At 69.9% G+C, this 23,695-nt stretch carries 21 protein-coding genes and 2 pseudogenes; 13 read left to right on the top strand and 10 right to left on the bottom strand.

Translation table 11 applies throughout. From position 1 onward, the window contains the following. Positions 1–158: 158 nt before the first annotated feature. Positions 159–902, top strand: a complete 744-nt coding sequence (locus tag ACBJ59_RS50240; protein WP_375117095.1) for an IPT/TIG domain-containing protein — start codon at positions 159–161, stop codon at positions 900–902. Here ACBJ59_RS50240 and ACBJ59_RS50235 read toward each other — a convergent pair. Next, a complete protein-coding gene (locus ACBJ59_RS50235; RefSeq protein WP_375117094.1) occupies positions 802–1,617 on the bottom strand; it encodes a hemolysin family protein in 816 nt (271 codons plus the stop codon). The genes ACBJ59_RS50240 and ACBJ59_RS50235 overlap by 101 nt on opposite strands. A gap of 437 nt (positions 1,618–2,054) precedes the next feature. On the opposite strand from ACBJ59_RS50235, the gene ACBJ59_RS50230 reads away from it, so the two are divergent. Beyond that, positions 2,055–2,210, top strand: a complete 156-nt coding sequence (locus tag ACBJ59_RS50230; protein WP_375117093.1) for a hypothetical protein — start codon at positions 2,055–2,057, stop codon at positions 2,208–2,210. A gap of 113 nt (positions 2,211–2,323) precedes the next feature. Then, the gene (locus ACBJ59_RS50225) at positions 2,324–2,629 is read left to right on the top strand and encodes a hypothetical protein (RefSeq protein WP_375117092.1); all 306 of its coding nucleotides are present in this window, start codon (positions 2,324–2,326) and stop codon (positions 2,627–2,629) included. A gap of 28 nt (positions 2,630–2,657) precedes the next feature. Here the strand turns inward: ACBJ59_RS50225 and ACBJ59_RS50220 are convergent, their stop codons facing one another. The 4 genes from ACBJ59_RS50220 to ACBJ59_RS50205 are packed head-to-tail and all read right to left on the bottom strand — an operon-like array spanning position 2,658 to position 6,267. After that, positions 2,658–3,305, bottom strand: coding sequence for a response regulator (locus ACBJ59_RS50220; protein ID WP_375117091.1), 648 nt, complete (start codon positions 3,303–3,305; stop codon positions 2,658–2,660). Further along, on the bottom strand, positions 3,298–4,599 hold the full coding sequence (locus ACBJ59_RS50215) for a sensor histidine kinase (RefSeq protein WP_375117090.1): 1,302 nt from the start codon (positions 4,597–4,599) through the stop codon (positions 3,298–3,300). Before ACBJ59_RS50215 ends, ACBJ59_RS50220 begins: the two co-directional genes overlap by 8 nt. Positions 4,600–4,619: 20 nt before the next feature. After that, on the bottom strand, positions 4,620–5,360 hold the full coding sequence (locus ACBJ59_RS50210; RefSeq protein ID WP_375117089.1) for an ABC transporter permease: 741 nt from the start codon (positions 5,358–5,360) through the stop codon (positions 4,620–4,622). A 1-nt stretch (position 5,361) separates the two neighbouring features. After that, a complete protein-coding gene (locus tag ACBJ59_RS50205; RefSeq protein ID WP_375117088.1) occupies positions 5,362–6,267 on the bottom strand; it encodes an ABC transporter ATP-binding protein in 906 nt (301 codons plus the stop codon). Between the two features lie 794 nt (positions 6,268–7,061). Here ACBJ59_RS50205 and ACBJ59_RS50200 point away from each other — a divergent pair. Next, entirely contained in the window at positions 7,062–7,511 is a 450-nt protein-coding gene (locus tag ACBJ59_RS50200; protein ID WP_375117221.1) for a transposase family protein, read from the top strand. Positions 7,512–7,830: 319 nt separating this feature from the next. Continuing rightward, positions 7,831–8,220: a hypothetical protein gene (locus ACBJ59_RS50195; protein ID WP_375117087.1), complete on the top strand. Its 390-nt coding sequence runs from the start codon at positions 7,831–7,833 to the stop codon at positions 8,218–8,220. Positions 8,221–8,289: 69 nt separating this feature from the next. Here the strand turns inward: ACBJ59_RS50195 and ACBJ59_RS50190 are convergent, their stop codons facing one another. Then, on the bottom strand, positions 8,290–11,247 hold the full coding sequence (locus ACBJ59_RS50190) for a hypothetical protein (protein ID WP_375117086.1): 2,958 nt from the start codon (positions 11,245–11,247) through the stop codon (positions 8,290–8,292). Positions 11,248–12,086: 839 nt separating this feature from the next. Between ACBJ59_RS50190 and ACBJ59_RS50185 the strand changes: the two are divergent. The 3 genes and pseudogenes from ACBJ59_RS50185 to ACBJ59_RS50175 all read left to right on the top strand — a co-directional run. Further along, a pseudogene (locus ACBJ59_RS50185) lies at positions 12,087–12,353 on the top strand (hypothetical protein); the annotation flags it as partial. A 75-nt stretch (positions 12,354–12,428) separates the two neighbouring features. Further along, complete coding sequence (locus tag ACBJ59_RS50180; protein WP_375117220.1) at positions 12,429–13,793, top strand: prolyl oligopeptidase family serine peptidase; 1,365 nt, start codon at positions 12,429–12,431, stop codon at positions 13,791–13,793. 214 nt (positions 13,794–14,007) lie between these two features. Next, on the top strand, positions 14,008–14,259 hold the full coding sequence (locus tag ACBJ59_RS50175) for a hypothetical protein (RefSeq protein WP_375117085.1): 252 nt from the start codon (positions 14,008–14,010) through the stop codon (positions 14,257–14,259). On the opposite strand, the gene ACBJ59_RS50170 is transcribed toward ACBJ59_RS50175, so the two are convergent. Next, entirely contained in the window at positions 14,243–15,397 is a 1,155-nt protein-coding gene (locus tag ACBJ59_RS50170) for a serine hydrolase domain-containing protein (RefSeq protein ID WP_375117084.1), read from the bottom strand. The two genes, ACBJ59_RS50175 and ACBJ59_RS50170, sit on opposite strands and share 17 nt — an antisense overlap. Before the next feature lie 106 nt (positions 15,398–15,503). On the opposite strand from ACBJ59_RS50170, the gene ACBJ59_RS50165 reads away from it, so the two are divergent. Both ACBJ59_RS50165 and ACBJ59_RS50160 read left to right on the top strand, forming a co-directional pair. Further along, positions 15,504–17,249: a BTAD domain-containing putative transcriptional regulator gene (locus ACBJ59_RS50165; protein ID WP_375117083.1), complete on the top strand. Its 1,746-nt coding sequence runs from the start codon at positions 15,504–15,506 to the stop codon at positions 17,247–17,249. Beyond that, positions 17,212–18,633 (top strand): hypothetical protein, encoded by a 1,422-nt coding sequence (locus tag ACBJ59_RS50160; protein ID WP_375117082.1) that lies wholly within the window; start codon positions 17,212–17,214, stop codon positions 18,631–18,633. The genes ACBJ59_RS50165 and ACBJ59_RS50160 overlap by 38 nt, the downstream gene beginning before the upstream one ends. Positions 18,634–18,822: 189 nt before the next feature. On the opposite strand, the gene ACBJ59_RS50155 is transcribed toward ACBJ59_RS50160, so the two are convergent. Then, positions 18,823–18,993, bottom strand: a complete 171-nt coding sequence (locus ACBJ59_RS50155) for a hypothetical protein (RefSeq protein WP_375117219.1) — start codon at positions 18,991–18,993, stop codon at positions 18,823–18,825. 292 nt (positions 18,994–19,285) lie between these two features. Here ACBJ59_RS50155 and ACBJ59_RS50150 point away from each other — a divergent pair, with 292 nt between their 5' ends. Continuing rightward, entirely contained in the window at positions 19,286–20,263 is a 978-nt protein-coding gene (locus tag ACBJ59_RS50150; protein WP_375117081.1) for an SDR family NAD(P)-dependent oxidoreductase, read from the top strand. A gap of 29 nt (positions 20,264–20,292) precedes the next feature. Here ACBJ59_RS50150 and ACBJ59_RS50145 read toward each other — a convergent pair whose 3' ends face one another. After that, entirely contained in the window at positions 20,293–20,967 is a 675-nt protein-coding gene (locus ACBJ59_RS50145) for an SDR family NAD(P)-dependent oxidoreductase (protein WP_375117080.1), read from the bottom strand. 29 nt (positions 20,968–20,996) lie between these two features. Then, positions 20,997–21,434, bottom strand: coding sequence for a DsbA family protein (locus tag ACBJ59_RS50140; protein ID WP_375117079.1), 438 nt, complete (start codon positions 21,432–21,434; stop codon positions 20,997–20,999). 288 nt (positions 21,435–21,722) lie between these two features. Here ACBJ59_RS50140 and ACBJ59_RS50135 point away from each other — a divergent pair, with 288 nt between their 5' ends. Together ACBJ59_RS50135 and ACBJ59_RS50130 are read left to right on the top strand one after the other, a co-directional pair. After that, positions 21,723–22,124, top strand: a complete 402-nt coding sequence (locus ACBJ59_RS50135; protein ID WP_375117078.1) for a winged helix-turn-helix transcriptional regulator — start codon at positions 21,723–21,725, stop codon at positions 22,122–22,124. A gap of 272 nt (positions 22,125–22,396) precedes the next feature. Then, positions 22,397–23,689, top strand: a pseudogene (locus tag ACBJ59_RS50130) (sensor histidine kinase); the annotation flags it as partial. Positions 23,690–23,695 lie beyond the last annotated feature (6 nt).

Here is a 23,695-nt window from a genome sequence, read left to right as displayed (position 1 = left end):
CGCGGTAGGTGCCGAAACCGGACCGGCATTGTGTGTAGGCGAGGTTGACGGCAGTGTTCAGGCCTGCCACGCAGTCCCATACCTCGGCTCGCGCCGGCGTGGCGATCCCGGCGAGGACTACGGCACTAGCCGCCCCCGCCGCCAGGGTCCGTACGAGTATGCCCATTGCGTCTCCTGTAGTTCCTTTGGCATCACTTATGAGCTTCATGCTCCGCTTTCGCCCTCCCTGGCAACAGGGCACCAGGAGGACACCCTCCGGACATTTGCGTCGATGTGGGCAACCAGAATCGGAGCGAGACGCTAGGACCGGCCTCCCGGCATCTTGGGGGTGTGCGGGGGTTGGGGTGGCGGTTCGGGCTCGCGATAGGGATCACGCTGGGACTGGTTGTGGGGTCGGTCCTGCTGAAGTCCTGCGCGCCCGAGCCGCCACCTGTGGACATCTTTCTCGACGGCCCGCCGCTTCAGACCGCAAGCTTCAGGGGGACGCCGTGACGATGTACCGGGCCAACGGCACACAGATCAACAAGACGCAGGCGACAGCGCCGGCCACCGCCGTACCGGTGACCGACCCGCTCATGAAGATCACCGAGCACATCTATGAGGGTGTGCGGCCGGACGGCACCGACTATCCGCCGGCGCGGCGCAGGTTGAAGTTCCGCACGGACCAGATCATCCGCACGTCGGAACTCAACGCCTGCTTCCCCGCCCCAACAATCAAAGCGATCAGCCCCGCCACCGGTGCCGCCGCAGGCAACACGTTCGTCACCATCAAGGTCACGAACGCCACTCCGGGCACCACGGTCACGTTCGGCGGTGCTCGTCCACCACGCACGCGACCTCCTCGCCGCGGGCGTGCAGCTGGGCGACCAGGTCGGGCAGGGAGGCGGAGACGGGGACGATGAGCACGTCGTGGCTGATGTCCGCGATGCGGGTGGTGGCGGCCTTGCCGGCGGGTACGGCGGCTGCGTCGCGCAGGCTGACCAGCCCGATCACCTCGTCCATGGTGGAGCCGAGCACCGGGTAGTGGGTGTGGCCGTGGGAGGCGATGAGCTTGTCCAGATCGGCGGCGGTGGCCGTGCCGCTGATGGCGATGACCTCGACGCGGGGCACCATGACCTCTCCGGCGGTGTGGTCGGAGAAGGCCAGGGCGCGTTCGAGGACGTCGGCATGGCTGCCGCGCAGCTTGCCGTGGGCCTCGGACTCGCCGATGATGTGGCCGAGCTCTTCCAGGGTGGCGCCGTGGTGCAGTTCTTCGACCGGTTCGATTCCGACGGCGCGCAGGAGCTTGTTGGCTGCGGTGTCGAACAGCTTGATGACCGGGCCGGCGATGGTCATGTAGACGAGCGTGGAGCCGGCGAGGGCGCGGGCCAGCTGTTCAGGTCTGGCCAGGGCGAGGTTCTTGGGGGCGAGTTCGCCGAGCACCATCTGGATGACGGTGGCCAGCGCGAAGCCGATCGCGAGCGCGACGCCGCCGACCATGCCCTCGGGCATGCCGATCGCGGTCAGGCCGGGGGCGATCAGCTCGGCCAGGGCGGGGCGGGCGATGAAGCCGACCACGAGCGCGGTGACGGTGATGCCCAACTGTGCGCCGGACAACATGAACGACAGCCGTTCCATCACCTTGACGGCTTTGGCGGCCTTCTTGTCGCCGGCGGCGGCCTGCTGGGGCAGAGAGGGAGCCAGTCGGCAGTGACGTAGGCGAACTCCTGCGCGACGAAGTAGCCGGTGGCGAGCGTCAGAAGAAAGATGGCCAGCAGACCGGGAAACACACTCACCTGTTCCGCTCCTTTCCGTCGCAGTGACATCGATCTGGCGGCGTATGCGGGCAGGCCCGCCCGCATACGCTCGTACGGACGCTGACTGATCCGTCGATACCGCAGGTAAACCGGGGCACGTCTTGGCGTCGCAGAGAGACTGAGCTGTAGGGCGTAGTGGGATGTCCCTGTATGACACTGATGCCCCCATTACGATGATCATTCAATGCGGGTCGCCACCCACGGCGGTCGAAGGTGTCAAGGCAAGAGCGCGTTCATGACGTCCTGGAGAGCAGGCTCGTGCAACGAGCCGTCATCGCCGCGATCGTCATCAATGCGATCACCATCGGCATGAAGACCAGTTCATCCCTGATGGATCAGGTTGGCTGGCTGTCGCACGCGGTGGACCGACTCGCGCTGACGATATTCACCGTGGAGCTGGCGGCCCGCCTGTAGGCCTACGGGCGGAGGTTCTTCACCGACCTGTGGAACTGGTTCGACGCCAGCATCGTGGCGATCGTGCTCGTCCCGCTTGCGGGCCCACGTCGGTGCTGCGGACGCTGCGGCTGGTGTCCACCGTGCCCGGTATGCGGCGCGTGGCCGGCGTGCTGCTTGCCGCCTTGCCCGGCATGGCCTCCATTCGACGAGTTGCCGCGCTCGCTGTTCACGCTGTTCCAAATCATGACCGGCGACGACTGGGGGAACGTTGCGCAGGAACCGAGCCCCCACCGGCCGAGACGCGGGCGCCGGCCGAGCTGGAGACGGTCAGACAGGAACTTGCCGCGGTGAACGCGAAGCTCGACCAACTGCTCATGCGGGAATCGGCATCTCCCGCTGCCCAGCCAGGCACCACCAGCCAGGCGCAGCTGTCGTGATCGTGGGCACGGATTGGGCGGTGGGCAGTCAGCGAAGGATGCCCTGGTCGTAGGCGAGGGCGACGGCGGCGGCCCGGTCCTTGGCGCCGAGCTTGCCGTAGATGTGGGTCAGATGGCTCTTGACGGTGGCCTCGCTGATGAACAGGGCCGCGGCGATCTCCCGGTTTGAGGAGCCTTTGGCGACAAGGCGCAGCACGTCGCGTTCGCGGCTGCTCAGGCTGTGGTTCCCGGGTGCCCGTACCCGGGAGACGAGCCGGGCGGCGATGTCCGGGGACAGCACGGTCCGGCCCTCGGCGGCGGCCCGCACCGCGCCGAACAGGTCATCGCGCGGGGCGTCCTTGAGCAGGTATCCGGTCGCGCCGGCCTCGATCGCCGGCAGGGTGTCGGAGTCGGTGTCGTAGGTGGTGAGCACGAGTACCCTGGCCCGCGCGCCGCGGCGGGCCAACTCGGCGATCGCCTCCACGCCGCCGCAGCCGGGCATGCGCAGGTCCATCAGAACCACGTCGGGGTCGAGGCGGGTGACCTGCTCGATCGCCTCGGCGCCGTCGGCTGCCTCGCCCAGGACCGCGAAGCCGGACGGCACCTCGAAGATGCTGCGAAGGCCGTGCCGTACGACGGGGTGGTCGTCGACGATGACCAGGCTGATGGGACCGCGGGGGGCGGTGAGTTCACTCATGGCTCACCAACGGTACGCGTACGGACAGGGCGGTGCCGAGCCCCGGCTCCGACTCGATGTCAATGGTCCCGGCGACCCGCTCGACGCGAGCCCGCATGCCGCCGAGGCCGAAGCCGCCGGTGGAATCGCGCGGCGGCAGGCTGCGCGGGTCGAAGCCGCGTCCGTCGTCGCGAATGTCCAGGCTCACCTCGTCGTCCATGTAGGAGAGGGTGACTCCGGTCCGTTGCGCGCCGGCGTGCCGGGCGACGTTGGTGAGGGCTTCCTGGGCGATGCGGAGCAGCGTGGCCTCGATCTCGTGGTGCAGCGGTTCGACGGTTCCGGTGACGGTGAGCTCGGCACGGACGGCGGTCTGCTCCGCCCAGGCTGCGGCGATCTTCTTCAGGGCTGTGGGCAGGGGGTCGTGTTCCAGTTGACCGGGGCTGAGGTTCTGGACCGAGCGGCGCGCCTCCTGGAGGCTGTGCCGGGCCAGGTCGGAGGCGCGTTCGATGTGGTCGTGGGTGGCCGCGGGGTCGATGGTGTCGGACGCGGCCCGGAGCTGGGCAACGATGCCGGTCAGGCCTTGGGCGAGGGTGTCGTGGATCTCCGCGGCCAGCCGCCGGCGTTCGTCGGCGACGCCGGCCTCCCTGGCCTGGAGGAGCAGCTGGGCGTGCAGGCCCGCGTTCTCCTGGAGCGCCCGGGCCAGGCGGTCGTTGGCGCTGCGCAGTGCGGCGGCGTGCTCGCTCTCCTTGACCGCGATGTGGTGGAAGCCGAGGGCGAGGCCGGAGTGCAGGGTCAGCAGCGCGATGAACGCCAGCCAGTGCATGCCCTCGGCCGGAGGCAGGCCGCCGGCGTTGGAGCCGGCCATGGTGATCGCCGTGGCGAGCAGGGCGGGGCGTACCAGGTGGCGGGGCAGCAGCAGGTCAGCATCGTAGTAGCCGGTCAGCGCGTAGATGGCGAAGATCGGGTTGCACCAGGAGAGCGCGAAGCCGAGCGCCCAGCGCAGGAGGTAGTAGAGCTGGGGCGCCGGACCGTGTACGGTCCGGCGCCTGCCGTCGGCGCTCCACCACACCTGCAGGGCCAGCGCGGCCACGGTCAGGACAGCGGCGATGTACTGTTCGCCGACGTTCATCACCGCCTGCGCGCTGACGGCGGCCAGCAGCGCGCCGAGCCCCAGCAGGGCGTACGGTCCGACGGTCGCGAACCGGTGCCGCCACGACGGAACGCCCTTCGCTTGGCCGGATAAGGTGGCCGACTCGCCGCCGGCCTCGTCGGAAGGATCGTGATGGGCGGTGCCGACCACTGTGCCGTCCGTCATCCGGCCCCACCTCGTTCTGGTCATTCCCAGCGGAACCAGCGGATGGACGCGCCCGCCAGCACCGTGATCCACACCAGCATGATCGCAAAGTGTGGCAGGGCCGGCCAGTTTCCGGCGGAAGCCTGGTGAAGAGCCTGGGAGGCGGCGCCGAAGGGCGTGAGCTCCACCACGCTTTGGAGGGCCTGCGGCATGGACTGGACCGGAACGTACATGCCCGCGGTGAACGCGACCGGAAAGAAGATGATCGTGGCCGCGGAGGTGGCACCCTTGGCGGTGCGCGACACTGCGGCGATGAGCCCGCCGCAGACCAGTGCGCCGAGCATGGCCAGGATCAGGGTCAGCGCATAGGCGAGCAGGTTGGCGGGCAGGGCGACGCCGTACAGCACCCGGCCCGTGGCGATGACGACGATCCCACCGGCCAGCGCGGCGGCGCCGTGCACGAGCACCTGGGCGGCCAGGATCGCGGCCGGCCGTACCGGTGTGGTGGACATGCGGCGCAGGATGCCCTTCTCGCGATAACCGGTGAGGGTCGGCGGCAGGGAGTTCAGCCCGGAAAGGATCATGCCGAGCAGCACGGCCACCGGGAGGTACAGATCGATCGGCCGCGCTCCCCCGGAGGCGGATCCCGCCTCCCGAAACGACGGGACCAGGCCGAGGATCACCAGGAGCAGCAGAGGGAAGGCGAGGATCCAGAACACGCTGCCAGGTTCGCGGCGGAACAGCCGGCCTTCGGCCTTCAGCACGGCGATGGATGCGGACATGTCACAACTCCTTGTCGGTGAGGTCGAGGTAGGCGTCATCGAGGGAGGCGCTCTCCACGCGCAAGTTCCGCGCTGCGATGCCGTTGAGCGCGAGCATGGACATCAGTGCCTCGGCGGTCTCGTCGGTTCCGGTGACGACCAGCCGGACGCCGTCCGTACGCCGCACGGAGCGGATCGCGGGCAGCGCGGCCAACTCGCCGTCGTCCAGGTGCCGGGAGGGAACGAAAGAGATGACCGTGGCGCTCCCGCTGCTCTCGATCAGCCCCGCCGGCGTGTCCAGGGCCGCCAGCGCGCCGGAGCGGAGGAGGGCCACGCGGTCGCACAGGTGCTGTGCTTCCTCCATGAAGTGGGTGACCAGGACGATGGTCACGCCCTCGTCGCGGACGCTGCCGACGAGCTCCCAGGTGTCGCGCCGTGCCTGCGGGTCCAGCCCGGTGGTCAGCTCGTCCAGGATCACCACCTTCGGGCGGCCGATGAGCGCGAGTGCGATGAACAGGCGCTGCTTCTGCCCGCCGGACAGCTTCTCGAAGCGCACGCCCAGCCGGTCGGTCAGGCCGAGCCGCTCGGTGAGATCCCGCCAGTCCGCCGGGCGCGGGTAGAAGGCGCTGTACAGCTCCATCGTCTCCTGGACGGTGAGCTTGCCCTGCAGGTCACTGTGCTGGAGCTGGACGCCGAGGATCGGGGTGACCCGCTCCCGGTCGGTCACCGGGTCCAGGCCGGCCAGCCGGACGCGCCCGGCGTCGGGCTTGCGCAGCCCCTCGATGCACTCGACGGTCGTGGTCTTGCCCGCCCCGTTGGGGCCGAGCAGGCCGAAGATCTCGCCTTCCTCGACGGTGAAGGACACACCGTCCACCACGGTCCGGCCGCCGTAGGACTTCGTCAGCCGGTCGACTTCGATGATCGCCATGCCTTGAGGATCGTCCGCCGCGCCGTTGCCGGGCATCGCCCGTCGCGCTGGAGTCGGCATCAACCGATCGGATGATGCCGACGTACGACGTTCTGCGCGGACGGCCGCGGGTAGGCCGATCATGCCGATGGCGGCGAGCAGGTCGGCGGCGGGCGAGGGGGGGCGGGACGGACGGCGCCGCAGGTGGAGACGTTTCGGTGCGCGTGCTGAGCGCGGTGGTCAGGTCGTGGAGGTGGTCGCGGTGGCGGGTGACGGTGCGTTCGACGGCCTCGCCGAGATTGTTGGGTCGGACCGGGGGGCCCTGCCGGGATTGCTCCCGGTGGGTTCCCCGGCCCGCCCGCCGAACCCGCCGTGCCCATTACTGAGCAACGGGCTCTCCACGAGATCATGCCGTTGAGGTCATCAGTGCCTCTGGCCAAGGGCTGGGGATGGCGTTACCCCGGTAGCGATACCGAGTGATCGACACTCTGCCGAGGTCGAACAGCCTGATCCCGCCCAGTTCGATGGCCTTCCACCGTCCTTGCGGAGTGCGGAGCCATCGCTGGATGGCCCTCCATGCCATGCGATGCCGGTGCATCACCCAGCGGATCACGCGCCACCACACGAAGGTGTGCAGGCGCTGCAGGGTGGGGACTGTACGGTTTTCGGCTCTGGCACGAATCCGGTGGTGACGGTGGGTGGTGTAAGGCAGATGATCACGGTGTGACTCTGATCTCTTGGAGATCGTTTTTCCTCGCCTGGCCGGGGCGGTGCGAGTCGACCGGGTGGCGGTTGAGGGTCAGGTCGTTCGGGTGATGGCGCAGGTCCGTCCCGAGCCTGTGGCTTGCCCGGTGTGCGGGAACCCGTCCAGCCGTGTGCATGGCTGGCACTGGCGTCGCTTGCATGATCGACCTGTAGGTGAACGGGCGGTGGTGGTGGATCTCCGCCTTCGGCGGTTGGCCTGCGCTGAGGTGGCGTGTCCACGGCGGACGTTCCGTGAGCAGGTTCCGGATCTCGCGGTGCGGTATGCGCGGCGAACCCCGTCCTTGACAGCGTTGATCGGCGGTCTGGCGGTCATGTTGGCCGGGCGGGCCACAAGCGCCGCGCTCGCCAAGCTGGCCGTGACGGTGTCCCGAACGACGGTACTGCGGCTGGTCATGGCCCTGCCAACCGGCGGCGGTCCGGTCCCCAGGGTACTGAGCGTCGATGACTTCGCTCTTCGCCGTGGCCGCCCGCGACCCGACGCCTCACCTCCTGGATCATGACAAGGCCCAGCGACCTGCCCGACCACATTCGACGGCACCTGGACGACCTCGTCGCCTCCTGCCCGCACCTGACCGCCCTCGCCACGCGGGTCCGCGAATTCGCCGACATCCTCACCAAGCGTCACGGCCACAACCTGCCCGCCTGGATCCAGCAGGTTCGTGCCGACGACCTCCCCACCCTCCACAGCTACACGAATGGCCTGGAAAGGACATCGATGCCGTCAGGACCGGATCGACACCGTCAAGATGCCCAAGACGCTGCCCTGCCCCGCCGCGGCGGCCACGTAAGGACCTGCCGCTGGGCTGGCTGCGTGATCGGGTGCTGTTCGAGACCGCCTACGTGTGCGGCGCCCGCGCCTCCGAGGTGTGCGGTCTGTACGTCGAGGATCTGGACCTGCGGCTGGACGATGAGCACGTGCCCATCTGCGGCAAGAGCGGCAGCGTACGCACCGTGCTGCTGGACGACCGTGGTTACGTCACGCTGCTCAAGCTGGTGCCGGCCTCAGCTCAGGCGATACGGGGACAAGGCGTGGCCTTCGTGCCACTCACAGGGGCCAGCCCTCCGATCACCTCGGCGGTGCTGTGGCGTTCCGGGAACGAATCGCCGGTGCTGCGGCAGTTCATCGAGAGGCTCGGTGTGAGATCGCAGTCGTCACGGCCGGTGCCACGACCCAACGTCCGGATCCTCACGGTCCGGGCCGCGCCGTGACGTCGTTCTCGGGTCCGCGGGCGCATCTGTCGCTGCGCCGGTCAGGCACGGGGCGCGGGAGTCGCCGACTCAGTTGCCGCTGGGAACGTGGAGGGTGAAGCCGTGTAGTCCGGCATCGCCCGTCACGTACACCCTGGTGCCGTCCGGGGACCAGGCGCAGCCACTGAGCGTCGCGCCGAGTCGGATGCGGGCCATCGGCTGCCCCGCGGCAGCGTCCCACACCTGCAGCGTCGAGGCGTACGTCGCCGCCAGCAGGGCGCCGGTCGGGCTGTAGGCGAGCGTGGCGGCGTAGTTGGCGAGACCTTGCAGGCCAGGGAGCTTTCTGTATCGATCTTCCCACTGGCGGATGGCGCCGGAGGCAAGGATGACGGCCGTGCGCGACCCATCGGGCGAGGTGGCCAGGTCCTTGATCGGAGAGCTCATCCGCCAGCTGCGGCCGATCTGACGTCCCTGCTTCGTCCACCGTCGGACGGCAGTTTCGGAGGCAGCGATCAGGGTGCTGCTGTCGGCGGAGATGGCGAGATGACGCGCCGGTCCGATGTCCGAAGGCAGCCTCCGGATCACGATACCGTCGTGGGACCAGAGGTTGATGTCGCCTTCCGCGCCGCTGGTGGCGAACCAGGTGGCGTCGGGTGCGGCGGCGAGCGCGAGCGGCCTGGAGTGGTGGGTCTCCAGACGCTCGCGTACGTTCCCCTCGCGGTCGATCAGCCAGAGCTGGTTCTGATGGTCCCAGGCGACCAGCCAGGATTGGCAGGCGGCCAGCAGCATGTGGCTGACCAGGCCCGACACGCTGAACAGCGGATTTCCCGCTTCATCCCAGTAGACGAGCTCGGCGCCGGCGGTGGCCAGGCTGCCGTTGGGCGCGACGACCACTGCCCCTTGGGATCCCGGTGGCGACTGCCCGTCCAGCCGTGGCAGGTCCTCGTGCTCCCAGACACAGGCGGTACCGTCCGCGCTGACCGATGCCAGCCAGGTGCCGTCTGGACTGATCGCCACACCTTGGACCTCGTCGTCGTGGCCGAGCAGGTGATGGGTCGCGGGCCGGTCGAGACGTGCCACCAGCACGTCGTCGCCCCGGCTTGCCGTGGCCAGCCAGGTACCGTCGGGCGCCACGGCGAGCGGCGCGTAGGGCCAGTGCTCGATCGGGATTCGCTGCAGGAGCTCGCCGTCGGGGCCGTACACCGCTCCGTCGCTGGTCACCAGCGCGTCGCGGGTGGGATGTGCGGCCAGCGTGAATCCCTGTACGGCATGCGGGATTCCGGCTCGAAGGGTGCCGTCGGCGTTCCGGACATGGATCCGGTCGCCGACCGCGTGGGCCAGCCAGGAGCCGTCAGCGGCGATGGCGAGGGTCGACAGCTCCGCATCGTCGGACTGCGCGTCAACGTGCCACAGCTCACGCCCCTGCGCGGTCCACGCGGTCACTCCCCCGTACAGGCTCAAGGCGGCCAGCCAGGTGCCGTCGGGCGCGATGACCACGTCCTGCCCGGTCTCATAGTCGCCGAGCTCCCGCAGTGGTTCGCCGTCGGCCGACCACAGGCGGACGCCGCCGCCACTTACCGCCGTGGCCAGCCAGGTGCCGTCGGGCGCGATCGCCACCCGGCTGACCTGACCGAAGTCCCCCGCCAGCTCCGTACGTACGCTGCCGTCCCGGTTCCACAACCGCACCGGCCCGTCCTCGCCGCCGATCACCAGCCAGGTGCCATCCGGGCTGATCGCGACGCTGGTCGCCTCGCCCTCCTGAACCGTCCAGCTCAGCCTCAGTGAGGGATGAGGCAGATCGGGCGATGTCCACAGGCACTCCAGCCAGGGCACCGCCATGTCGTTCAGAACGTCGCGCAGTTGCCCGGCGATCTCCGGCAGGTAATGGACGCGGCAGGCGAGCGTCGCCAAGACGCTCAAGTCGGTGTAGGGGGGCTCGCCCAGCAGGTGCAGGTTCTGCTCAAGGGCCCTTCGTAACAGCTCCGTCTCTTGCGTACCGGCCCTGGACAGCTCTCGCGCCACCGCACGCGGTCCTGCCTGCACCAGCCTGGTCGCCAACCACGACCCTGCCAAGACCATTTCGCCGAGGTCGCCGCCCGCCGCCTCCAGGTGGTCGGCGAAGTACTCGTAGAAGTACACGCCCGCCTCTTCGGACCAATCCTCTCGGGGTTCGCCGATCTCCACCATAGCCCGGTCCGCCTGTTGCGCGCGTACCGTGCCCATGACGGCGCGGAGGTAGTCGCGTACGGCGCCGGGCATCAGAATGACGTCACGGTCCGGCGCGCGGGTCACCAGGCCGAGCGCGCCCAGTTCGGCCAGCAACCGCTCGCTCTCCGCCCGCGACAGGCCAGCCGTCTCCCACCACAGGAGGGCGGCCAGGTCGAGCGGTATCGGCCGGCTTCCCTTGAACCCTCCCAGTTCGAGCAGTCGTTCCAGGTCTGCGGAAGCAAGCGTTCGTGTCAGCCCATGGTCGAGCACCTGGTGCACGGCACGTGCCCACTGCCCCGCATCCGCCAGGTCGAACGGCTCGTCGGGTACCGCGTCCAACGACCGCATCAACGTACGCAGCAAGGGCCAGCCCTGGCTACGGTCACCGGCTTCGGAGGCGATCGAGGGCAACTTGAACACCAGCCCGCCGGCCGGTGCCCTGGCGCCGGTCACGACGACCACCGCGTTGCTCGCGGCCACCCGTACCACCAGCTCCCCCGTCTCAGGCCGCACCTCGTCCAGCACGACGAGCCGCCTTGCTGGCCTGATCCGCTGCGGAACCGCCATCGCCAGGAAATCACGCACCTTCAGCTCAGCAGCCAGCCCCAGACGCGAGGTCAGACGGTGGTCGAGTACCTGAACCGGATCGTTGCCCAGGGTCACCCACTCAATCTCGCCCCCGAATCGATCACGCACCTCTGACCTGCGGCAGGCCACTGCGGCAAGCGTCGTCGTGCCGAAGCCCTCCACACCATCGAGCTCGGGTACCAGCGTGATGACCCGGTGCCTGCCTGAAACCAGCGCCGTAACGATCTCCTCTAGCAGGTCATCTCTGTTCACCAGCCTCACTCCCCCAATCGGACCGTGCCCGCCCGGCGGCCACACCGCCACCGGGCGCCGGCCGGGCCGCGACGCGACCGATTGCCGGAGATCTTGCTTCCTCCGCTGGATTCGAGCCGCCACGATTGCTGTGACACCTCATTCAGCATGCCACCAAGATCGCAGTTGCGAGGCGGCATTTCTCGACGGCATCAGCCTTCGCGGCCGCCGCGGTGGAGAGCTCCGCCACAGGCGTACGGCCGCAGATCGAGATCATCGCAACCACTGAACGCCGCTTCGCGGTCTTCTTGCAGCACCCGAGCCGACCAGCGGCAGCCGGTGGACCGTTCGGACATCTCACCGCTATGGCGAGCAGGAATGCTTGGGGCGGATGTATCTGGAATTGATCCGTTAGTCATATCGCTTCGGCATAAAAGGATTCTCCCTTCCCTCCTGGGTCTGGCTGGTGCGGTGTCAGCCTTTCCCCTTATGGCAGAGAAATTGCACGAGGCCATCGAGGAGCTCGTCACCCGGCCCCCGGTGTGGCGGCGGGACCGGCATGATGTGGTTCCCTACCTGCACGATCGTGCCGACCGTCGCGTACGGGGATGCGCGCTGGTAGAGGGGCGCGGGGCTGGGCGAGGATTGCGGCGAGGTCGGGGGCTGCGAAGCCCAGCAAAGGCCTGGTCCGGTGGGCGTGGTAGCTGAGGGTGTCGCGGTCTCGGCCGAGTAGCCGGGCTGCCAGGGTGAGCGTGACGGTGTTGCGGTGGCTCTGACAGCGGCCAGGACACGATGCCGGTGGTCGAGAAATCCGAAGCCGGGGTTGTATCCGCGCCGGTTGATGCCCTTGCGCTTTCGACTGGTACGTGCCCTCCCCCGACGGCCGCCACGTCGCCTGCGCCGTCTCCGCCTCCGGGTCGGAGGACAGCTCCATCCACGTGATCGACGCCGACTCCGGCGCCCTCCGGGAGACGATCCCGCCCACGACGCGTTTCGCCTTCCTGAGCTGGCTGGAGGACAGCCGGTCGTTCGTCTATCACCGCTACGTGGAGCGGCACCGCTTGGACAGCCGCTCCCTCCTGCATCAGCTGGGCGCCGACCCGGCGCAGGACACGGTGGTGCTGGCGCGCGGCCTCAATCCCCACGTCGAGCTGACCCCGCGGGACCGGCCCTTCCTGGTGGTGCCGCCGCGAGGCGAGTGGATGCTGGCGATCGTCTCCCACGGCGCGCTCAGCCCCTGGCCCTGGACCAGCGAGCAGCTGAGCGACTGCACGGTGTACGTGGCGCCGCGCGCCGGGCTGGCCGACCCGGCCGCCTGCCCGTGGCGGCTGGTCGCGGGCGTGGCGGACGGCGTGACCGCCTTCGCCACCAGCCACGACACCCTCTACCTGGTCTCCCATCGGGACGCGCCGCGCTCCCACGTGCTGGCCGTTCCGCTCGCCGTACCAGATCTGTCCCGAGCCCGGGTGGTCGTGCCCGCGGGTGAGCGGGCGGTGGAGGCGGTGCGGGTCGTCGGCGACCGGCTGCTGGTGCGCGATCTCGACGGTGGCGTCAGCCGGGTACGGCACGCGCCCCTGTCCGGCGGCGAGCCCGCCGACCTCCCGATGCCGGTGGACGGCGCCATCCTGGAGTGGACCACCCACCCAGCGCGGCCCGAAGCCCTGCTGCTGGTGGCCGGCTGGACCGACGCGCCACGGCTCTACCGCTACGACGGCCAATCCCTCCAGGACACCGGGCTGGCGCCCCGCTCACCGGTGGACTTCGGCGAGGTGCACGCCCGCACCCTGTACGCGCCCGGGCGGGACGGGACGCCGATCCCGCTCACCGTCATCCACCACAAGGACCTGGAGTTGGACGGTGACAATCCTGCCGTGCTCACCGGCTACGGCTCCCACGCGATCCCCGACCTGCCGGAGTTCCATCCCGAGCTGCTCGCCTGGTACGAGCTCGGCGGCGTCTACGCCGTCGCGCACCTGCGCGGCGGCGGCGCCTACGGCCGCGAATGGCACGAGGCCGGGCGCGGCGAGCGCAAGGAGGCCACCATCACGGACTTCATCGACTGCGCCGAGCATCTCATCGCCCTCGGCTACACCCGTCCGGGACGGCTGGCCGGCCAGGGCGTCAGCGGCGGCGGCATCCCCACCGGCGGCGCGCTGGTGCGCCGGCCCGATCTGTGGGCGGCCATGGCGATCCAGGTGCCGACGGTGAACGCCACGCGGAACGACTTCACCGAGAGCGGGCCGATCAACGTGCCCGAGTTCGGCAGCGTCACCACCGAGGAAGGCCTGCGTGCCCTGCTGATCATCGACGCCTACCTGCGGGTTCGAGACGGCGTGCCGTACCCGGCGGTGCTGCTGACCACCGGCCTGCACGACGCGCGGGTGCCACCGTGGCAGCCGGCGAAGCTGGCCGCCGCCTGCAGGCGGCCACCGCCTCCGGCCGGCCGGTGCTGCTGCGCGTCGAGGAACACGGCGGCGGCTCGACCCGAGACCAGGAACATGCCCCGCTCGCCGATGTGCTGGCCTTCCTGTTGCACGCTTTCGAGGCGTCACGATGAGTACGGCTGAGCAGCGGGGAGTACGACTGAGCAGCGGGCCCTTCGCCATGGCGCGTCGCTGTCGTCCGGCGGGCCGCTCGATCCCGGCCTGCGGGTGACGCCCCCGAAGTGACCGCATGGTGCCGCCGTGCCGTCGCTGAGTACCTCGTGCCCGCCCCCGACCCGGTCGCGGCTGGCATCGACGGGTCCGGTGCACCGCGCAGCAGGAGCAGGCGGACCTTGCTGTGCGGTCGATCAGCGACCGGAACGTGGTCCAGGAGATGTTGCCCCCGGACAGGACCACGCCCATTCTGCCGGAAAAGATCTCGATCCGACCGCACATCGCCGCGGCGAGCGCGCACGCGCCGCCCGGCTCGACGACGGTCTTGGTGTGGGTGAAGCAGGCCGCCATCGCTTCGACGATCTCGGCGTCGGTGACGGTGACCACCTGGTCCAGTCCCTGCTGCCCCAGCCTGGTGTTTACGCGCCGATCGTGATGCCGAGCTCCGCTTCAGCGAGCTTGAACAGCAGCTCCCAGCTCTTGGCCTCGGTGTTGGTGTGGAAGGCGACCGCACGCTCGCCGTCGGGCGTGGCCAGGGCGCCGAACATGTGCCCCCAGTAGCTGCCCGCCACACCGCGCACAGTGATCCCGCCGGTCATCGCCGGGTCGAGCTCGAAGGAGCCGAGCCCGTAGCGGGTGTGCGGCAGCCAGTTGGCGCCCTCGGTGGAGACCGTGGTCCACATCTTGCGATGCTGCGCCGGCGGCAGCAGGGACCCGCTGGCCACCGCGCTGATGAGCAGGAGCATGTCACTGGTGGTCGAGACGATGTTGCCGGGCTCCCAGGAAGTGTCGAACTCGGTGACGTCCAGGGGCGCGAGCCCGGGCTCCTCGACCATCGACTCCCAGTTGTCCGGGGTGACGTCGGCCGGGTCCACGCCGTCCTTATAGAACTGGGTGGAGTAGGCGCGCGGGTGCGGGCCGGGGAAGGTGGTCTCCCCTTCGGGCCGCACATAACTGGAGCTCAGGCCGAGCGGCTGGAAGACCGTGCGCTCGACTTCCTGGGCATAGGTCTTGCCGGTGACCTTCTCGATGAGCGCCACGGACACGGCGAAGCCGCCGTTGGAGTAGACGAAGCGCTCACCGGGCTGGCCGACCGGCGGCTGGGAGACCGCCAGGCGCAGCAGCTCCTGCTGGCTCCAGGCGTCGAAGCGGTGCTGGGCGAACTTGGACCGGCTGGTGTATCTGGCCACCAGCTCCGGCGCCAGACCCGTGGAGAACAGGCCGCCGGTGTTGCTGAGCAGGTGCCTTATGGTGATCTTGGTGCCGTCGTAGCCGCCGGTGTCCAGCACGCCGGGCAGCCACTTGCTGATCGGGTCCTCGATGTCCAGCCGGCCCTCGGCCTCCAGGGTGAGGATCACGCTGGAGATGAACGCCTTGTCGCCGCTGCCGATCGGCACCAGCTCCCCCGGCACCCGCTTGGCGCCGGTCGTCACATCGGCCACGCCGGCGGTGCCGAACCAGGTGGTGCCGTCGGGGTTCTTGACCTCGGCGACGATACCGGGGATGTCCACCTCGGAGACGGCCCACTCGAGCACCTGCTGCGTCTTGTCGTGCATGTCATGCCTTTCACGCATCTGTCGTTTGACGTTCTCCACGATGCGGACCGGCGGTGACAGCGCTCTTACAGCGCTACGACAGGCGGCGCGGTCGCTGTAAGCGGGTCCTCATAGCCTGGTGGCCATGCGGATTGAGGTGCTGGGGCCGGTGCGGGCCTACGGCGATGGCGGGGCGTCGATCGACGTCGGCGGGATCAGGGTGCGTGCGCTGCTGGCCAGGCTGACGCTGGCGGGCGGAGAGGTGGTGCCCGTCGATTCGCTCATCAACGGGCTGTGGGGCGATCGCCCGCCGCGGGAGAGCGTCAGAGCGCTGCACGCGCTGGTGTACCGGCTGCGGCGGGCGCTGGGCGAGAGCGAGATCGTCGAGCTGGCCTCCGGTGGATACCAGCTGCACGTACGCGCCGAGGACGTCGACGCCTACCGTTTCGAGAAGCTGGCCAAGCAGGGCCGCGGCGAACTGGCCGCCGGTTCCGGCCGGAAGGCTGCCGCGCTGCTGGGTGAGGCGCTGGCGCTGTGGCGGGGCGACGCACTGGCCGACGTGCTCGACGTCCCTTTCGCCGGTACGGCTGCCGCCCACCTGCAGCAGCTGCGTGCCGCGGCCACCGAGGACTGGTTCGAGGCGAAGCTGCTGCTCGGCCACCACGGCGAGATCTTGGCCGAGCTGGAGGCGGCGACCGCGGCGCATCCGCTGCGCGAACGGCTGGCCGTACTGAGGATGCGGGCGTTGCACGCGGCCGGCTGTCAGTCCGAGGCGCTGGCCCTGTTCGAGAAGGTGCGCCGCACGCTCGCCGAGGAATTGGGCATCGACCCCTCCGAGGAGCTGCGCAGGACGCACCTGGCGGTGTTGCGCGGCCAGAGCGAGCTGTCGGAGCGCTCCCGGGCGGCCCCGGGCCGGCTCCCGGCCCCCCTGACCGGCCTCGTCGGCCGGCAGGAGGAGCTGAACCTGCTCGCCGGCCTGTTAGAGAGCTCGCGGCTGGTCACCGTCGTAGGGCCCGGAGGGGTAGGCAAGACCCGCCTGGCCGTGGAGGCGCTGAGCCGGCATCGGGCCCATCGGCGCGGTCGCGTCTGGCTCATCCCCCTGGCCGGGGTGGACACGCTGACCAGGTTGCCCGAGGCGGTGCTGGGCACGATCGCCACGACAGAGGCCCTGCCCCCGGGGACGCCGCTTGATCGATCGGTCAGCCTGCTCGCCGGTGGCGAGGGCGTGCTCATGCTGGACAACTGCGAACAGATCTCCGAAGCGGCGGCCGAGTTCGCCTGGCAGCTGCTCGAGCGCCTGCCGAACCTGACCATCCTGACCACCAGCAGGGAGCCGCTGGAGGTCATGGGTGAAGCACTGTGCCGGCTGGCTCCGCTCGCCCTGCCCCCGGCACACGCCGATCCCGTTCGCGCCGCGCAGGCGAGCGCGGTACGGCTGTTCCTCGATCGGGCAGTCGCCGTACGGCCCGGCTTCGCGCTGGACGAATCGACGGCGGGCCCGGTGGTGGACATCGTGCGCCGGCTGGACGGCCTGCCGCTCGCCCTGGAACTGGCCGCGGCGCGGCTGCGCACGATGAACGCCGACGAGCTCTCCCGGCGGCTGGGTGATCGTTTCCGGCTGCTCGGCACCGGCAACAGGACGGCCCAGCCGCGGCAGCAGACGCTCCGAGCGGCCATCGACTGGAGCTGGGACCTCCTCACCGATCAGGAGCGGACACTCGCCCGCCGGATGTCGATCTTTCCGGCGCGAACGGGGCTCGGCCCGATCGAGGCGGTGTGTGCGGATGACTCCGTAGAAGATGTCGCCTATCTGCTGGATTGCCTGGTCGACAAGTCCATCGTGGAGCGGGCCGGTGACGGCTACCGGATGCTGGAGACCATCCGGGCCTAACGCGGCCGGCGAACTCCGCTCCGCCGAGGAGCGCGAAGCCGTACGGCACAAGCTCAGGCGCCACTACGCCGGCCTGGCCGAGCGACACGAGCCGCTGCTGCGCTCGCACCAGCAGGTGGAGTCGCTGCGGGTGTTCGACTTCGAGTATGACAACCTCGTGTACGCCCTCCAGACGGCCATCGACGATGGCGACGCCGAGGCGGCGGCCCGGATCCTCGGCCCGCTGTACTGGTACTGGGACACGCTGCGTTATGACGGCCGGGCCGATGGCTACGTGGCCAGGGTGCTGGAGTACGGCGAGGTGCTGCCCCCGGCGGCCAGGGCCGCGTTCACCACGATCCACCTGCTGGCCGGTGGAGGAGACGCCGAGCAGTTGCGGGCGGCGATCGAGGACTGTGCGCGGACGGGCGCGCTGCTGCGCTACCCGATGCTGCTGACCATGACGCTGACGGCGGCCTTCATGGCCGGCCTGGACGACCTGGTCGATCGGGAGATCACCCGGGTCCGGGACGGCTCGGACGGTTGGGCCATCGCGCACACCCACCTGGTCGAGGCGCTGCGCAGCCGTACCCGCGGAGACTGGACAGGCGGCGCGAGCGCGGCGGCGAGGGCGTTGCGCGCGTTCGAGGAGGCGGGCGACCGGTGGTGGACCGCGATGATGCTGAATGGCACGGCGCAGATCCATGCCGTCGAGGGCCGGCACGACGAAGCGGTCGCCGACTACGAGCGCAGCATCTCGATCAGCACCGGCCTCGCCTGGCAGGAGGAGATCTCATCCCGGCTCGGGCTCGCCGTGGAGCGCATGCGCGCCGGCGATCTGAAGGGCGCCGGGCACGACCTCGAAACCGCGGAACGGGCGGCCTGGGAGCGCGGTCTGCCCATGCTGGAGATCCAGGTCCATGCCTGCTCGGCGGAGCTGTACCGCCGCTGCGGCGAGATCGACCGAGCCGATCGAGAACTCGAGCGCCTGGAGAGGGTCGCCCGCGAGTTGTCCCTTCCCGCGGAGACGAGCCAGAGCCTGCTGCTGCCGGCCCGGACGGCGAACCTCCTCACTGCCGGTGACGCCACACGCGCGCGCGAGCTGATGCCCGGCGCCGTCCAGGCGGCACAGGTGAACATGGACCTTCCGCTGGCCGCCCAGCTCCTGGCCCGGCTGCTGCTGCTCGAGGGCGATCCGGCGGGTGCGGCCACCGCGCTCGGCATGAGCGAGGTCATCCGCGGCGCCTTCGACCGCGGCGATCTGGAACTGAGCGCGCTCGTGGCCACCCTCGTGGACCGGCTCGGCCGCACCGGCTATGCCAGGGCCTATCAGCGGGGCGCCGGCATGCCCCGGCATGAAGCGATCGACAACCTGATCAACACCCGCATGGAGTCACCGAGCTGATCGACTGGCTGGCCTGTGCGACTGACGTCTGCTCCGGGGGTTGAGCAGCATACGAACGAAAAGTCGCGCTTGCGGGCCGAGCGGAAGCGGCTTGGCGTGACATCCCGTTCCGGATTGGGCGTCCGAAGGATCGGACCGAATTTTGGTGTTACGAGGCGCCCAGGCAACAGCTTGTCGGAACAGTCCGGATCAGTGTCGGCGCCGGGGTGGAGCAAGGTGCTCGGTGACGGCGGCGATGGCCTCAGCTCCCGGTTTGACGTAGCGCATGGCGGTGCGGGGGTTCTTGTGCCGGGTCTTGCTCATGATGAGCTGCAGCGGGACTTCGGCGTCGCCGAGATTGGTGGCGGCACTGTGGCGCAGCTGGTGCAGGTCGAGCCCGGCGTAGGTGTCCAGCAGGACGCGGGCGCGGTCGCAGCCGAGGCGGGCGCGGCCAATGTGCGGGCAGATGTCGGCGGCCGCCGGCCGACGGGCCGGGACGGGGCGGCGCTCGGCCAGGAACAGCGGACCATACGTGCGGGTGCTGCCGTCAGGGAGGCAGAGGAGGCGGGGCAGCAGGTGGCGGGCGACGACGAGGCGGGTGTTGTGAGGTGGACCAGGCGTTGATGGCCGCCCCGGTACGTGCGAGGGTGGTCAGCGGCGAAGGGGGTGGGCGATGAGATCGTTCACGGGAAAGATGGCCGTCGTCACCGGAGGCGGCGCCGGGATGGGACGCGAACTGGTCGTTCAGTTGGCCGCCGAAGGCTGTTCGGTCGCCGCGTGCGACGTCGACGAGGCCGGGCTGGCCGTCACCGCCGAGCGAGCCGCCAAAGCCGCACCCGGCGGCGGCGATGTGCGGGTCACCACCCACCACTGCGACGTGTCGGACGAGGCTCAGGTGACGAGGTTCCGCGACGAGGTGGTCGAGCGGCACCGGACCGGCCGCATCAACCTGCTGTTCAACAACGCCGGCATCGGCGGCGGCAACAGCTTCGTCACCAGCCCTCGAGCCGAGTGGGAGCGTACGTTCGGCGTCTGCTGGGGCGGGGTGTACAACTGCACGCGTGCGTTCATGCCGCTCCTGATCGCCAGTGATGAGGGGTGCCTGGTCAACACCAGCAGTGTCAACGGGTTCTGGGCGGCCGGCCCCGGTCTGCCGATGAGCGCGTACAGTGCCGCCAAGTTCGCCGTGAAGGGCTTCTCCGAGGCGATGCTGGCGGACCTGCGGATCAACGCGCCGCACGTACGGGTCGCGCTGGTGATGCCGGGGCACGTCAGCACGGAGATCGTGATCAACTCCCGCCGGATCCACGGCCACTCCGAGCCTGACGACATGACCGCCAAGGAGCTCGCGGACGCCCGCGTGCTCGCCGCCGCCTTCGCGGGCGTTCCCGCCGACCGGTTGAGTGATGAGGAGGTTCGGGCTGCGGTCAAGAGCATGGGTGAGTGGTTCCGCGACACCGCGCCGCTGTCGGCCGCCGACGCCGCGACCGTCATCCTTGATGGCGTACGCGCCGGCACGTGGCGCATCCTGGTCGGTGACGACGCCCGCGCGCTCGACGCGGCGATGCGTGCCGACCCGCTGGACCTGTACCGGCCCGACAGCCCGACCCTGGCGGCTGTGTTTCCCGACATGCGCCGTCGCAAGGAGTGACGCGGATTCGGCAGGAGCGCTGTGAGCCGTCAGCCGGTGAAGACGCGCTCGACTTCGTCGCGTTGGGTGTGCAGGTCCCAGTAGAGAGGGGCGATGTCCTCGGCCTCCGCGGTCGGGGCTCCGGGAGGGCCGCCCGCGCCGATCCACACGTCGATGGCGACGTGCGCGGCCTGGACACCGGTGCCGGCCAGCTCCTTGTGCAGGTTGAGCACCCAGTTGCGCAGCGCTGCCTGGGCGGCGTTGACGTTGCCGAGCATCGGGTGGGGGTCGACCGAGCCGCCTCCGTTGGTGTAGAGCAGGGTGCCCGCGCCGGCCTCGCGCATCGCGGGGAGGACGGCCTGGGTGGCGGTGATGGCGCTGTAGAACAGCAGGTCGATCAGCGCCTGCACATCGGACGGGTTGGTCTCGGACGGGGAGGCGACGGTCAGGGAGCCGATGCCCGGGTTGGGTGAGTGCTCGAGGACATCGATGCCGCCGAAGAGGGTGGCGGCGTCTTCGAGGGCCTGGGTCAGCGCGTCGTGGTCGAGCACGTCCGCCGGGAACGCGGCGGCGGTGATGCCCTCTGCGGTGAGCCGGCCGACGAGGTCGTCGAGCTTGGCTCGGTTGCGGGCGATGAGAGCGACATCGTGGCCCTGGGAGCCGAAGGTGCGGGCGATGGCCAGGCCCATGCCGGGGCCGGCGCCGACGATGGCGAGAGTAGGCATGATCAGTTCACTTTCTCTTGAGTATGGGGTCAGGAGGTTGCGGAGGCGACGGCGCGGCCGTCGGAGCCGCAGGCCGGGGCGTGGCCGCTGGGGGCGAAGGTGACCGGGTGGGTCTCATCCCAGGCTTGGCGCAGGAGCCGCAGCAGGCTGTCGCTGTCGTGGGCGCCGGCGACGACGTACCGGCCGGCGATGACGATGAACGGGGCGCCGCTCGCGCCCAGGCGCTGCGCCTGGCGGGCGTCGTGGAGGACTTGCTGCCGGAAGCGCCGCTCGGTGAGCGCCCGGCGAGTCCGCTCACGGTCCAGGCTGAGCTCTCCGGTGAGCTTCAGCAGGTCCTCCAGCGAGAAGACGGGCTCGGCCCGGCCGAAGTAGGTGCGGAAGATCGCCTCCCACGCCGCCCGGTTCTTTCCCTCGGCGGAGGCGTGCGCGTCGAGGTCTCGGCCTGACCGCTGCCCATGCCGTACCAATCTTGCAGAACGTCACGGACGGTGAAGGTAGAGCCCTCGGGGAAGCCGCTGCCGAGCGGGAGGGACCGGTGGACCACCTCTACGTGTTCGCCGTGCTCGAACCGCTCGACGGCTCCTTTCAGGCGATGACTGCCCAGTCCGCACCAGGGGCCGGTCATCTCGGACCAGATCTCGACCTTCATGGCATCCCCTCCGATTCCTACTATTTGTGCGCAACGTCAAGATAGGACAGTATGGAGAGGCTTACAAAAGGCACATCACTGTGCGCCACGGAGGGGAATGTGCGTCATGGAGCACGCAGGGGGACCGGCGGCCGCCGCGAGCCGGGGGCCCTGCGCGGCGATCCCGGCTGACCAGATGGCCTTCATCCGCCAGATCCTGGACCGGGTCGGCGACAAGTGGAGCATGCTGATCATCGCGACCCTGGAGGACGGCGCCCTGCGCTACACCGACCTGCAGCGCGATGTCCCCGGCATCTCCCAGCGCATGCTCAGCCACACCCTGCGCCAGCTTCAGCAGGACGGACTGATCACCCGCACGGCCTACGCGGAGGTCCCGCCGCGCGTGGAGTACACCCTCGCCCCCCTCAGCCGCGGCCTGCTCGACATCGTCAAACAACTGATCGGCTGGGCCTCCGACCACCACGACGAGATCCGCGCCCACCGCGACCGCGCCGCAGCCGGGTCCTGACAGCCGCTAACGCCGGATTCCGTTCCAAATCTCTCTGACCGCCGGCTCCGCGGGACACCTCCGGCATCGTGGCCCGTATACAGGCATGTTTGCGCTGGTCAGGGGAAGGCGGACGGAATGCTGACCGTAGGCTCCCCCTCATAGGGGATGGTGCTGTGCGTGGGGGCCGGCAGTGGCGGCACGCCGTCGAGGGCCTCCTCGGGCGGGCTCGAGGCGTCGCATCGCGGGTGGCCAACTGTCTGGACCCGGTGACGTGGTCCATCCGCGCCCGGATGACGCTGTCGGCCATCCTGGTGGCCGCGGTGCTGTGCGTGATCGCGGCGTGGCTGATCATGGATAATCAGCGCGATCACGAGATGAGTCACCGGCTCAGGCACGTCTACGCGGCGGATCTGGAGTTGATGCGTAAGCTCGCTCACCGTACGCCGCCCGCCAGCATCGGTGACGAGGGCACGGCCGCCACCCAGCTGGTCGATCGCGCGGGGCAGGTGGTGTCGGCGAGTGATCGGGTGATCGGGCAGCCGCGGATGGCCACGTTCGTGCCGTCGCGGCGGCCCTCGGCCACGGATCGGCGGCTGTGCGACGTGCTGGGCTTTCCCGGCCGGTGCATGATCGTCGCGGCGATGTGGGTTCCCGCCCTCGGCGGGGACCTGGTCGCCTACAGCGCGCTGCCGGTCCCGCCGTGGTACGGGAGCCAAGCGCTGCTCGCGCAACTGGTGGCCGCCTCGGCGATCGTGCTGGTCGTCGTGGGCCTGGGGATCTACCATCTCGTCGGCCGTACCTTGCAGCCGGTGGAGGACATGACCGCCGAGCTCGCCGAGATCACCACGACCGATCTCGGGCACCGCGTGCCCATCCCGGCCCACCACGACGAGATCCGCTACCTGGCCACCGTCGTCAACGACACCCTGGAGCTGCTGGAGGCGGCCCTGCGGCGCGAGCGCCGCTTCACCGCCGAGGCCTCGCACGACCTGCGCACCCCGATCACCGGCGCCATCCTGCGGCTGGAGGAAGCGCTGATGGATCCGGACGCGGTCGACTGGCCGCGCATGGCCAAAGAGCTGCTCGGCGACGTGGAACGCCAGCAGGCGATCGCCGAGGACATCCTCACCCTGGCCCGCTTGGACGCTGACCGGACGGCCCAGCACGAGCGCACCGACCTGGCCGAGCTGGCCCGCGCCGAGCTGGGGCGCCGGCTGCCCGACCGGGTTCCGATCCGCACCGAGCTACAGCCGGGCGTGGTCGTCAGCTGCGACCGGCTGCTGATCGCCAGGCTGCTGGCCAATCTGCCGGACAACGCCCAGCGCCACGCCGCCACCGCCGTCACCCTCGCGGTCCGGGCCGAAGACGACACCGGAGTCCTGACCGTCTTCGACGACGGCACGGGCATCGCCCCCCAACACCGCGAGATCATCTTCGAACGCTTCGCCCGGCTCCCGGAATCACGCCAGCGCGACCCGCAAGGCACCGGCCTGGGCCTGGCCATCTGCCGCGAGATCGCCCACGCCCACCACGGTACCCTGACCATCGAAGACCCCGGCCAGGGAACCTGCCTGGTCCTGCGCATGCCC

It is taken from the genome of Nonomuraea sp. MTCD27 (assembly GCF_041950495.1).
In the GTDB taxonomy this organism is placed as follows: domain Bacteria; phylum Actinomycetota; class Actinomycetes; order Streptosporangiales; family Streptosporangiaceae; genus Nonomuraea.
The sequence above is the reverse complement of the archived record's forward strand: the minus strand, read 5'-3'. Positions and strand labels throughout refer to the sequence as shown.